Origin of the sequence: Rosettibacter primus, assembly GCF_036860675.1 — a bacterium.
Taxonomy (GTDB): Bacteria; Bacteroidota; Ignavibacteria; order Ignavibacteriales; family Melioribacteraceae; genus Rosettibacter; species Rosettibacter primus.
Genome location: NZ_JAYKGK010000001.1, coordinates 642,790 through 655,647, shown reverse-complemented (window position 1 = coordinate 655,647; position 12,858 = coordinate 642,790). Strand labels below are relative to the sequence as shown.

The window sequence follows — 12,858 nt, the reverse complement described above, 5'->3', positions numbered from 1 at the left end:
ATTGCTAAAATTCATCGTTAAATTATGAATCATAATCAATATTAACAAATCAATTATGGATTTCATGTGCTATTTATGTTTATTGAAATGGTGAGATTTGTTTATGAATAATTTTTGCTTAATTTAATTTAGAATAAAAATTGGATATGAATGCAAATTAATTTTGTTTATACCACTTTAGTTGTTATTGCTTTTTCATTTATTCTAACTGGATGCAGTAAAAAAAATAACGATATACTCGACTATCGTAATTTGAAATTCGATAAATCTAAAGTTGCTGCTGAAATTACAGATGAAAGACTGAAGATTAAATTTAATCCTCCAATCAACTGGCAAATTAAACAGCCTGAATTTTCAAGAAAAGTAGAAAGCTTTTCAAAAAATACTGAATCTTCAGAAAAAAATTTTTTTTACATTCCAGTTTATCTTTTCTTTAATGATTCGACAAAAAGTTTACTTAATGTTGGATATGTTGATTCTCCTGATAGTTCATTATCATTAAATGATAAATTAAATTATTATAAAAATTTTGTAAACAACAAATACTATCACTACAATTTAATTGTTGATGAATTTGTTCATTCTAATATTCATTTTACTAAATTCAAATATGAAATTGGAAATTTTATTAATAACAAGATTATACTAAAAAGCAAAAATTTTATAGTTACATTCGATTTTACTATTCTAAAGAGAAATTACAACGAGGAACATGAATATATGGAATCTACAATAAGCTCAATAAAGTCGATTGATTGAATAACAAGTAAAATTTATAAATTCATTAAGAGTGTAAAATGGATTTTTTAAAATTATTGGGTATTAAAGAAGAAAATTTTGGTGCTTCCACCGGGACAATCTGGCTTGAAACAAAAAGCAGCGGTATGATTGAAGTAATTTCTCCTGTTGATGGGAAGTTAATAGCAAAAGTTTATCAAGCAAATGAATATGAATATGACCTTGTAGTTGAAAAATCTGTTGAAGCATTTAAATACTGGAGAACTATCCCGGCCCCAAAAAGAGGTGAAATAGTTCGACAAATTGGATTAAAACTAAGAACTTACAAAGAACAACTTGGGAGATTAGTATCATACGAAATGGGAAAATCTTTGCAAGAAGGATTAGGTGAAGTTCAGGAGATGATTGATATTTGTGATTTTGCGGCAGGCTTATCGCGCCAGTTATATGGTTTTACAATGACTTCAGAAAGAGAAAAACATAGAATGTATGAACAATATCATCCACTGGGTGTTATTGGAATAATTACTGCCTTCAATTTTCCAGTAGCTGTCTGGTCATGGAATGCTATGATTGCAACAGTATGTGGTGATGTGAATGTGTGGAAACCTTCTTCTAAAACACCATTATCTGCTATCGCTGTTCAAAACATTTTAGCAGAAGTAATTAGGGATAATAATTTACCAGAAGGTTTGTTCTCTTTAATAATTGGGAAAGGTTCTACTATTGGAGAAAAACTATTGAACGACAGAAGAATTCCACTGATTTCATTGACAGGCTCAATTCAAGTTGGACAACATGCTGCGGCTATAATTTCAAAACGTTTTGGGAAAGCAATATTAGAGTTAGGAGGGAACAACGCCATTATAATAACTCCAAATGCAGATTTAAAGCTTGCAATTCCTGCAGTTGTTTTTGGAGCTGTAGGAACTGCAGGTCAAAGATGCACAACAACTCGAAGACTAATTGTTCATGAAGATGTTTATGATAAAGTTAAAGAAGCTTTAATAAAAGCCTACCAGAGTCTAAGGATTGGAAATCCACTTGATGAAAAAAATCATGTTGGCCCATTAATTGACAAAATTGCTGTGGAAGATTTTAAGAATGCATTGAACCTTGTTCAAAAAGAAGGTGGAAAAATTTTATATGGTGGCGAAGTTTTATCCGGTGAAGGATATGAATCAGGATGTTATGTTGTTCCTGCAATTGTTGAAGCAGAAAATAGTTATAATATTGTTCAAGAAGAAACTTTTGCTCCAATTCTTTATTTGATTAAATATTCTGGTGATGTTCAAAATGCAATTGATATTCAAAATGATGTTGTTCAAGGATTATCTTCAGCAATTTTTACAAATGACCTAAGAGAAGCTGAAGAATTTCTGTCAGCTTGGGGGAGTGATTGTGGAATAGCAAATGTAAATATTGGAACTTCCGGAGCCGAAATTGGGGGTGCATTCGGTGGTGAAAAACAAACAGGCGGCGGAAGAGAGTCTGGTTCAGATGCATGGAAATTTTATATGCGTCGTCAAACTAATACAATAAATTTCGGAACTAAATTACCTCTTGCTCAGGGAATTAAGTTCGAAATATAAAATTGATTTATACAATATAATTTTTGTAGAATTTTATAATCTCCAATCAATTTGGAAACTTATTCTATTGTCTAAATTGCCATCAATTTGATTATAACTGCTGCCTAAGGTTCTTTCATCTGGTTTGTATAATTCAGAATATTTGAATGAAAAGTCTATTCCAAATTTAGTTTTATATTTTATTAGAATAAACCATCGCATTCCTTCTCCATATAAAACTGGAACTGACATAATCCCTGGTAAGTCGTTTTCATAAGCATAAAGTCTTGAGTTGTATGAATTTGTTCTGAAGAAAATTATTCTACCATAAAAATATAAATTCTTATGCAATGAATAATTAATGTCTTCGGAAATTAAATATCCATTTTCTTTTTCTAATTGAGAAAGAGAAATTAATTCAAGCCTGGTTTTCAATTTTAATTTTTGTGATGAATTAAATAAAATTTCTAAGCGGAGGTTATTAGTTATACTATTTATTAAAGATTTTACTTCATTTAGATTACTTTCAATCTCTTTGTTTTGATACTTATATTTTATTCTCAATTCTGTTCGTTGAAAAATTTTATAATAGTAATAAATTAAAAATTCATAACCATTGGAAGAGAATGATAAAGTATTACTTGCTTTAGGTTTATGGAATTGGTCGTAATAAAAATGAAAAGTGCCAAATTTAGTTCTGAATAAAATTCCTGTATAAAAACCAATTTCATTTTGAACAGAAGGATTTTCACCAAATGAATTTCCATGAAGACTTATAAAATTTGCAGGATAATATCTATGCGAAAAAATAAGTGATAAGTTTTTTTCTGCTTCTAAATTGATTGTATTTATTGAAGCAATAGAATTTTTGTTATAAGCAAATTCACCGTTAATATTTAATTTTTTTATTAATGATGAATAACTTAATGAGTAACAATCAAATGAGCTGTAAAATTTTTCAGAATCATATTTTAGTTCGTTACTAAATTTTGAATGATAATAAAGTAAACCAATTCTGTTATTTTCATTTATATCAAAATGAATAGCCATGCCATAAAGATTTTCATTGATTTTGTCTTTTTTATCAATTTCTGTTTTTGTCCTATGATATCCATCATAATCAAATGAATTTACTTTATGTGTAATACTATCGATTGATGCATCAATTTTATTCGATGAAATGAATGGTGATAAAATCAAGTGATTGGTATTAACATTCATAGCAAAACCACGAAAAAATTTATTTTCGTCTGTGCTGATGTAAGGAGTTATAGTTCTTCCATTTTTATTGACAAAATTTACTGCATCAATTCCTTTTGAAAATGAATATGGCCCCCATAATGCTAAACCTTGGCCAAATTCAACAATATAATCTCCAAAAGTGATGTTCGAAAAAATTGAATAATTATTTATTTGAATATGGGAAGAAAAAAAATCTGAGAAAGAACTTTCACCTGCATCTTTTTCAATTGTAAGCCCAGCACGAAAATTATTTTCTGAATTTATAAGAAATCGATTATAAATTTTTTGCTTTGAACCAGTAAATTTATTTTCCCTAAATCCTTTTCTTGTTTGTATATCTTGAATGGTTCTAAATCGATTTGAAATTTTTATTTTATTAAAAATTCTTTTCATTGATGTCAATAAAATATCCTCTGATTTATTGATTTGAATAAATGGGGTGATTTTATTAATTAACTCATCGTTAAGTTCATCAATATTTTCTAATTCATTTATAGAATTGAATTTGCCGTGCAAATCTCGATATCTGATAATAGCATTGGCTGTTAAAAAATTGAGATAAGGAATTTGTAACAATTGTTCAATAGTAGCAGAATTAATATCAATTGGATAAATAATTAGTTCTTCAATTAAATCATAAATTTGAAAATCTTCTTTGTCGATAGAAGCATCTTCAAGTATAGATTGAAAGTCATCATTAATTTCTGATGAATCTACCTGCGCCAAAATTAATGATGAAAGAAATATTAAAATTAGTCCCGTAGTATTTTTCATTTTATTTGAATTACTAATCCAAATTGATGAGTTAAGCCCAAATCTTGATGAGATATAACAGCATACTCCAGTGAGATTAAGTTATAAAAAAATCCAAATCCCCCTGAGAATTCTTCAGGTTGATTTGCTGTCCCGATTCTTAATGATAAATAGTCAAGAATTTTATATTCAACACCTGTTTTTAATGATACATTATAATTAATTTCTTTAGATAGAGCTGTAAAAAAATTTATCCAGTCAAATGGGTGATAGTTCATTCCAAGACTTAATATTACAGGGAATTGATTGCTTTCATTATTTACAGAAGTTCTTGTGAAGTTTTCAAGTGCAAAACCAAAGTTTAGATTTTGTGTCAATATCGATTTGCAACCGAGATTGAATAATAAAAAATTTTTACTACCATAATTTTTGATTGAGATGTTTTTTAAGATAGAAGTAATTCCAAATGAAAAGTTATTTGATAGTAATTTGCTGAAGCTAAAAGCAAATTGAGTTTCTTTATAAAGCTCAAAACCATAAATCATAAAACCAGCAGATATCACTCCAAATTTTACAGGTTGAACATAAGATAAATAAGCAGTAGATAATTCTTTCAGACCAAAAGGAGAAGGTGAGTAAGAAATTCCGACTGAGCTATTTGAAAAATAGCTTAGAGTTGATGGATTGTAATACAAAGAAAAAATATCCGATGTTGATAAATCTGAAAAAGACAAAGCAGCCTGGCGTGCACCTGGTTTTAGTTGTGCATCACACAAATTGGAAAAAATTAGAAGAAAACAAAAGATTTTCAAAACCCCCTTCATACTGAAAGTCAAGTTAATAGATTGTAAAATTATTTTCAATTCTATATTTTGAATAAAAAGAAATTAGAGATAGTTATGAAAAAGCTATTGTTGATTATTTTGTTAATTGGTTCAACTATAAAATCTCAGGAACTCGATGCAACTGTAACAGTTAATTTTGAACAACTTCCTGTTGCAGCTAAGGAAAGATTAGAAAATTTTAAGAATCAAATTCAGAATTATTTGAACAACACAAAATTTACTAAAGGGAATTGGGAAGGGGATAGAATTAAATGTAGTTTTAATATTTTCTTTATCAGTGCAAGCGATGAAACAACTTATATGGCGCAATTAGTTGTTACAAGTCAAAGACCAATTGAAGGAACTGAAAGAAATTCTCTTATGCTTAATATTCTTGATAATGCATGGAATTTTAAGTATGAGAAAAATCAAGCAATGTACTTCAATCAAACAGATTTTGACCCGCTTGTTAGTTTGCTTGATTATTATGCTTATATAATTATTGGTTTTGATATGGATTCATATTACAAATTAGGCGGTTCTGAATTTTTTTCAAAAGCATTAGAAATAACAATAAGAGGTGCAAATAGTCAATTTGGTGAAGGCTGGCAGGCAAAAGGGACCTTGTATAATAGGCGTGGGCTTGCAGAAAATCTTGTAAATGCAAAGTATCAACAATTTAGAATGGATTATTTTGATTATCACTACAATGGTTTAGACCTTTTAGAAAGCGACCCTGAAACAGCAATGAAAAATATTGTTAAGTTAATTAAGAACCTTGAAAAAGTGAGAGACCAAATTGACACACGCAGTGTTCTTCTCAAAGTTTTTTTTGATGCTAAAGCTGGCGAATTAGTGGAAGTATTAAAAAATTATCCTGATAAATCAATTTTTGAAACACTTAAAAAAATTGATGCACCACACATTGCAAAATATGAAGAAGCACTAAAGTAAAATTAATTTTATTTAAAATATTTATTAGGTATTTAAGATATCTTGATAATCAATTCAAAAGAATTCAAGTTCAAAAAATATTAAATTGAGATTTCATAAATCCTGTATTTTTTATAAAGCTCACTATTCATTACTTCAGCTGCGCGGTTCATCATGTCATTATCTTCTAAAATCCAGCTTGCTTCGCCTAAATAAATTCCAAGTTTTGCAGCACGATTTACAATTTCCCAGTAAAATACTGCATCAAGACCACGCTTCTGATATTCAGGGATAATGCCTAAAGTAAGAATTCTTGCCCAAGTAATTTTTTTTCTTTGTGTAAAAAGTTTAATGAAATTAAATGGTAGGAGTCTTCCATTCATAGTTTTAAAAATTTGATTAAAATCAAGCATTACAAGAGCAAAGCCAACAAGTTGATTATCAATTTCTCCAAATAATACAAGTGATGGCTCTACAAGCGGTTTTAAGTCTTTAGCCATAGCATCAATTTCTTTATCAGTCATTGGAACGAATCCCCAATTTGGAGCCCATGCTTTATTATAAACATATTTTACTTTTTCTAATTCATTTTTAAAATCTTTCATATTGAGTTCAGTAATTTTTATTTTAGAACGCTTCTGGGCTATCTCTGCAACTCTTCTTAATTTATCTGATGAAATAACTTTCTTGTTTTCTAATTTATAAGCATAAAGGTCCTTTGCTTTTTTAAAACCATAATTTTCACAAAGTTCGAGATAATATTTTGGATTGTATGGCATAAGTAATCTTGGTTCATCATCAAAACCTTCTAAGAGCATTCCATACTCATCATTAGAAGATGGATTAGCTGGACCGCGCATTGCATTCAAGCCTTTTGATTTCAACCATTCTTTTGCTGCATCAAAAAGTTTGTTTGCTACTTCTTGATTATTAATACATTCAAAAAATCCAAAGAAGCCAACTTTATCATTGTGGTATTGATTGTGGAGGTCATTTTTGATTGCTGCAATTCTTCCTGCAAGTTCACCGTTTTTTTCTGCAAGGAATAATTCCATATCCGCATGTTCGAAAAATGGATTTTTTTCCCTGTCAAGAATTTTTTTCTTGTCATAAATTAAAGGTGGCACCCAATAAGGGTCGTTCTTATAAATTTTCCAGGGAAATTTAATAAATGTCATCAAATCTTTTGTTGAGTCAACTTTTTTTATTGTTATTGTTGACATAAGACCTCCAATATTTAAAAAAGAGCCATATCAAAATTTGATTGGCTCTTTAATAAACGAGATAATTTCTATTAAATTAATCCTAATTCTTTGCCAACTTTTTTGAAAGTATCAATAATAAATTCCAGGTGCTCATCTTCATGAGTTGACATATAGCTTGTTCGCATCATCTGTCTTCCTGGTGGGACTCCGGGTGAAATAAATACATTAACAAAAACGCCTGCGTCAAAAAGTTTTCTCCACATTTTAAATGCTAATTCGTCATCTCCCACGATTACAGGAACTATAGCAGTTCTTCCATCTACAATATTAAATCCAGCTTCTTTTAATCCTTGACGAACTTTATTTGCATTATTAATTAATTTTTGAACGCGCCATGGCTCTTGTTCAAGAATATCGAGAGCTGCAAGAGCTGCAGCAACAGCTGCTGGAGTAGGAGAAGCACTGAATATCAATGCAGATGAATGATGTTTCAAGTAATTAATTACTCTTTCAGGTCCTGCTACAAATCCGCCAAGAGATGCAAATGTTTTGCTGAATGTTCCCATTGTTAAATCAACTTCTTTTTCCAGATTGAATTCACTTGCAGTTCCACGGCCACCTTTTCCTATCACACCAACTGCATGTGCGTCGTCAATTAAAACACGAGCATTATATTTTTTAGCAAGATTAACAAGTGTTGGTAAATCAACTATTTCTCCACCTGTGCTAAAAACACCATCACTTACAATTAATTTACCTGTTTCAATTGGAATTTTTTGAAGAACTCTTTCTAGGTCATTCATGTCATTATGTTTGTATCTTACAAGTTCAGCAGTTGCACCGCGTGCCATAATTTGTCCAGCAACTATACAAGCATGATTATCTCTGTCGGAAACTACATATTCACCTTTTTGGACTAATGCAGCTATTATACCCTGTGCAGTTTGGTAACCTGTACTATAAAGAAGTACAGCTTCAGCACCAAAAAATTTAGCCAATCTGTTTTCTAATTCAATATGAAGGTCAAGTGTGCCAGTTAAATATCTCGAACCCGAACATCCAGTTCCATACTTTTCAACTGCTTTAATTGCTGCTTCTTTAACTTTGGGATGTGCTGTTAAACCTAAATAATTATTTGAACCTGCCATTACAATCTTTCTTCCTTCGATTTGAACTACAGGTCCCTCATTTTCTTCGATAGGTCTGAAATATGGATAGTAGCCCAACGCTTTGATATCATCTGCGCGGGTAAATTCAAAACATTTTGTGAATAAATCTCCCAAAAATACCTCCTGATTGTTTTACAAATTTTGATTTTTATATTTTAGTTATATCTTTTGAATAAAATTCTTAAATAACAAAGACAATATAAATAAAATTAATAATTATTTAATACTATGGAATCTAAAATTATTTCAGTTGTTACAGGAGCTTCCGGATTCGTAGGAAGTCATATGGTCGATTATCTTCTTGAAAAGGGTCATCATGTAAAATGCATTTTAAGAAAAACGAGCTCTACAAAATGGTTGGAGGGGAAGCCAGTAGAAATTTTCTATTCAGGATTATTTGATAAAGAGAAATTAAAAGAGGTTCTTAAAGATGCTGATTACTTATTTCACATTGCCGGAGTTGTAAAAGCAAAAACAGAAGAAGGTTATTTCAAAGGTAATGTTGAAACAACAAGAACACTTCTTGATGCATTATGTGAAATAGATTCGAAAATTAAAAGAATTGTGGTGGTAAGCAGTCAAACAGCATGCGGTCCTTCATTAAATGGGGAACCATGTAATGAAGAAACTCCCGAACATCCAATCACAACTTATGGAAGAAGTAAACTTGCTGAAGAAAAACTTGCCAAAAGTTATATGGATAAATTGCCAATAACTATTGTAAGACTGCCAGCGGTTTATGGAGAAAGAGATACGGAAATTTATCAGGTATTCAAAACCTATAAAATGGGAATAATGACACTTGTAGGATTTAACGAAAAGAAATTGAACTTAAGTCATGTTTATGATGTAGTAAATGGAATTTTTCTTGCAGCGACTTCGGATAAATCTAAGGGTCAACTTTATTTTATTGCATCAGAAAAAATTTATACATGGGAACAGATAAGTCAATCTATAAAAAAAGCATTTGGTAGAAGTGCTCTTACAATCAGAATACCTCATTTTATTGTTTATATAGTAGCTGCCATCGCTCAATTTTTTGCAATGTTCAGCTCAAAAGCAGCAACTTTTAATTTAGAAAAAGCAAAAGATTTTGTTCAAAAAGAATGGACATGCGATGTTTCAAAAGCAAAGAATGAATTAGGTTATAAACAAAATATTTCATTAGATGAAGGGATGATGCGAACAATCTCATGGTACAGAAAAATGAAGTGGTTATAAATATTAAAACAAAATTAAATAAAAAATTTACTTTTAATTATTCTTTGCTCCTTCTTTAATCCAGATTTTAATTCCATCAATCTGGTTTTTTGTTAAGGGCCATCTTCCAACAGGGGGCATTGGATTTGTCCCTCTACCTTCAATTGACCAGACTAATTTACTGTTTTCAGGTAAGCCGGGTGCAACAATTAAATAATCTGCGGTTGTATTATAATAATTTGTTAAACTTAATCCACCAGCCATATCTCTATCATTATGACAACCTGCGTAATTGCATTTTGCATCAAATACAGGTTGAATATGTTGTGAATAACTTACATTTGAAGAAGGTATTTGTCTGTTGTCTAAATCCTCCTGAGTAATTGTATCATCGCATGAATAAGAAATTAATAGTACAAATGTGATAATAAATATTATGTTTAAATATTTTTTGTAATTCATAATTTCACAAAATTTTGATACAAAGATATTCTTACTCTTTGTGGAATTCAATGAATTTATTTTTCAATGGACATAAATATTTCTATAGAATCCTTATTCATTTGAATTGGATAATATTTGACTCAGGAATATAAGTTTCTCTATATTTGCACTGAACTTTATGGGGCTGTAGCTCAGTTGGGAGAGCGTCTGAATGGCATTCAGAAGGTCAGGGGTTCGAATCCCCTCAGCTCCACAATTTTTCTCCTCAATATTAAAAGCCTTTTGCATCAAATCCGAAGTGATTTTAATTCTTGAGTATTACATTTTAATTAATTAGTTTTTCTCAGAAATTAACATAAAAAAATGTTTTATCATCTCTTAAAAATTTTGTGAGGGTAATATGGCTTTCGGCACCGATGTGGATTATACTTTCAATTTACTTTTCAAAAATCATCCCTTGCCCATGTGGATATATGATTATAAATCATTACAACTTCTTGAAGTTAATAAAGCTGCTATAAAAAAATATGGATATTCAAGAAAAGAGTTTCTTAATATTAAAATGAAAGACCTTGAACCAAAAGAAGATATTCCCAGTCTGTTGGATATTAAAAAGAAAAAAATAAAATCGAAGCAGTATGGTATATGTAGACATCAATTAAAAAATGGTAATATAATTTTTGTAGACATAACCTCACATAAGGTTAGATATAAAGGAAAAGATGCTGTTCTTGTAATATCGCGAGATATTAATCGGGAAGTATTAATCGATCAGAAGATTGAGAAATTAAATAAGTTATATTCTTTTTTAAGTGATGTTAACCAGACGATTGTAAGAGTCAAAGAGCAAAAAAAATTATTTTACGAAATTTGTAAGCTCTCCCACGAAAAAGCTAATCTTTTATGCTGGATTGGTTTATTTGAAAATGACAATATAAAAATTACAGCTTGCAAAGGATTTACAAAGAGTTTCATTAATAAGCAAAGTAATTTATTGAATGATAATTCATACAAAAAGATAATTAACCAGATTCATAAAAGTAAAAAATGTATTATTCTTAATGGCTTAAATGATAGAACAATTGACTGGCAGATTTATAAAAGATATAATATAAATTCCATTGCTTTCTTTCCGCTGATTATATCAAAAAAAGTAGAAGGAATTCTGACACTTTATTCACCACTAATAAATTACTTCGATTTAGATGAGGTAAAACTTTTTACTGAAATGGCAATGGATATTTCTTTTGCATTAGATTTCTTGAGGAAAGAATCTGAAAAGAGAAAAGCTGAAGAATTATTTCATCTTAATGCTGAACTTTATATGAATCTATTTGAAACTTCACCTGTGGGAATTGTTCTTGAAGATGTTAATGGAAATATTATCGATGTCAATAAAAAGTTTTGTCAAATTATGGGATATACTCGCGATGAATTATTGAAAATGAATGTTCGAGAATTCCAAACAGAAAATAAAATTGACCATGTTGAAGAAAATATTAAAAGATTACTTGCAGGAGAAATTCTCGACATGGAAATAACTTCCATAAAAAAAGGAGGCCAACCTATATGGGTTCATCTAGTAGAAAGAAAAGTGAAATTACCGGATGGACGAACCGCAATTTTATCAATTGCTGAGGATATAACTGAAAGAAAAAAAGCATTGGAATTATTGACAGAAAGTGAAGAAAGATTTCGTTCTTTGTATGAGAATTCTACAATCGGGCTTTATAGAACTACACCAGAAGGGAAAATATTGCTTGCAAATAAAACACTTATCAATATGCTTGGTTATTCTTCTTTTGATGAATTATGCAAAAGAAATTTAAATCATGAAGGATTTGAACCAGGTTATGAAAGAAAAGTATTTATTGAAAAAATTGAAAAAGATGGTATTGTTAAAGGTTTAGAATCTGCATGGAAGAGAAAAGACGGGAGTACTATCTATGTAAGAGAAAGTGCACGAGCAGTTAAAGATGCAAATGGAAAAGCTTTATATTATGATGGAACGGTTGAAGATATTACTGAACTAAAGAAAATTCATGATGAATTGGTTGAGGCAAAAGAAAAAGCTGAATCTGCAAACAAGCTTAAAGATGCATTTATTGCAAATATTTCTCATGAGATTAGAACTCCTTTGAATGGTATTCTTGGAATGGTCAGTTTAATAAAAGAATCATTTGAAAAATATATTGATGAAGAAGAAGAACAATACTTTGTTAGTATTGATAATTCAAGCAGAAGAATTATTAGGACTGTAGACATGATTCTAAATTATTCGAGATTACAAACTGGTGAATTCCCAGTTGAAATGAAAAGGATTAACATAACATCTATTATTAACAATCTTGTTTTAGAATTCAAATCTGCAGCTTCAATAAGAAATATTGATTTTACTTTTGAAAATAACTGTGGAGAAGTTTTTCTTTATCTTGATGAATATTCATTCACGCAAACAATTTCTAATTTAATTGATAATGCAATAAAGTATACAAAAAAAGGTTATGTAAAAGTAATTCTTGACAAAAATGATAATGATGAAATTATTATAAGTGTAAAGGATACAGGTATAGGAATAAGTAAAGAATATATCAAACATGTATTTGAACCTTATATTCAAGAAGAAATGGGTTATGGAAGAGCTTATGATGGTGTAGGATTAGGCTTAGCACTTGTAAAAAAATTTGTTGAACTAAATAAAGCAAAAATAAATCTGGAAACAAAAAAAGGATTTGGTACAAATTTTATGATTAACTACGGAAAAGCATTGGGGAAATAA

The 12,858-nt window shown here is 29.7% G+C and carries 10 protein-coding genes and 1 tRNA gene; 6 read left to right on the top strand and 5 right to left on the bottom strand.

Going from position 1 to position 12,858, the window contains the following annotated elements:
• Window positions 1–150 precede the first annotated feature (150 nt).
• Window positions 151–759 carry a hypothetical protein gene (locus tag VJY32_RS02750; protein ID WP_353676344.1) on the top strand — a complete coding sequence of 203 codons (609 nt, stop codon included), beginning with the start codon at window positions 151–153 and terminating at the stop codon, window positions 757–759.
• Window positions 760–797: 38 nt separating this feature from the next.
• Window positions 798–2,330: an L-piperidine-6-carboxylate dehydrogenase gene (gene amaB, locus VJY32_RS02745; RefSeq protein ID WP_353676343.1), complete on the top strand. Its 1,533-nt coding sequence runs from the start codon at window positions 798–800 to the stop codon at window positions 2,328–2,330.
• Between the two features lie 33 nt (window positions 2,331–2,363).
• Here amaB and VJY32_RS02740 read toward each other — a convergent pair whose 3' ends face one another.
• Both VJY32_RS02740 and VJY32_RS02735 read right to left on the bottom strand, forming a co-directional pair.
• A complete protein-coding gene (locus VJY32_RS02740; protein WP_353676342.1) occupies window positions 2,364–4,325 on the bottom strand; it encodes a ComEA family DNA-binding protein in 1,962 nt (653 codons plus the stop codon).
• The gene (locus tag VJY32_RS02735) at window positions 4,322–5,116 is read right to left on the bottom strand and encodes a PorV/PorQ family protein (protein ID WP_353676341.1); all 795 of its coding nucleotides are present in this window, start codon (window positions 5,114–5,116) and stop codon (window positions 4,322–4,324) included. The genes VJY32_RS02740 and VJY32_RS02735 overlap by 4 nt, the downstream gene beginning before the upstream one ends.
• Window positions 5,117–5,203: 87 nt before the next feature.
• On the opposite strand from VJY32_RS02735, the gene porD reads away from it, so the two are divergent.
• Window positions 5,204–6,082 carry a type IX secretion system protein PorD gene (gene porD / locus VJY32_RS02730; RefSeq protein WP_353676340.1) on the top strand — a complete coding sequence of 293 codons (879 nt, stop codon included), beginning with the start codon at window positions 5,204–5,206 and terminating at the stop codon, window positions 6,080–6,082.
• A gap of 80 nt (window positions 6,083–6,162) precedes the next feature.
• Here the strand turns inward: porD and VJY32_RS02725 are convergent, their stop codons facing one another.
• Both VJY32_RS02725 and VJY32_RS02720 read right to left on the bottom strand, forming a co-directional pair.
• Window positions 6,163–7,284, bottom strand: a complete 1,122-nt coding sequence (locus VJY32_RS02725; RefSeq protein WP_353676339.1) for a hypothetical protein — start codon at window positions 7,282–7,284, stop codon at window positions 6,163–6,165.
• A 71-nt stretch (window positions 7,285–7,355) separates the two neighbouring features.
• Window positions 7,356–8,549, bottom strand: a complete 1,194-nt coding sequence (locus VJY32_RS02720) for an aminotransferase class I/II-fold pyridoxal phosphate-dependent enzyme (protein ID WP_353676338.1) — start codon at window positions 8,547–8,549, stop codon at window positions 7,356–7,358.
• Window positions 8,550–8,663: 114 nt separating this feature from the next.
• Here VJY32_RS02720 and VJY32_RS02715 point away from each other — a divergent pair, with 114 nt between their 5' ends.
• Entirely contained in the window at window positions 8,664–9,656 is a 993-nt protein-coding gene (locus VJY32_RS02715) for an NAD-dependent epimerase/dehydratase family protein (RefSeq protein ID WP_353676337.1), read from the top strand.
• A 33-nt stretch (window positions 9,657–9,689) separates the two neighbouring features.
• Here VJY32_RS02715 and VJY32_RS02710 read toward each other — a convergent pair whose 3' ends face one another.
• Window positions 9,690–10,097 carry a c-type cytochrome domain-containing protein gene (locus VJY32_RS02710; protein ID WP_353676336.1) on the bottom strand — a complete coding sequence of 136 codons (408 nt, stop codon included), beginning with the start codon at window positions 10,095–10,097 and terminating at the stop codon, window positions 9,690–9,692.
• Between the two features lie 162 nt (window positions 10,098–10,259).
• Here VJY32_RS02710 and VJY32_RS02705 point away from each other — a divergent pair.
• Both VJY32_RS02705 and VJY32_RS02700 read left to right on the top strand, forming a co-directional pair.
• A tRNA-Ala gene (locus VJY32_RS02705) sits at window positions 10,260–10,332 on the top strand.
• Between the two features lie 147 nt (window positions 10,333–10,479).
• Window positions 10,480–12,858: a PAS domain S-box protein gene (locus tag VJY32_RS02700; protein WP_353676335.1), complete on the top strand. Its 2,379-nt coding sequence runs from the start codon at window positions 10,480–10,482 to the stop codon at window positions 12,856–12,858.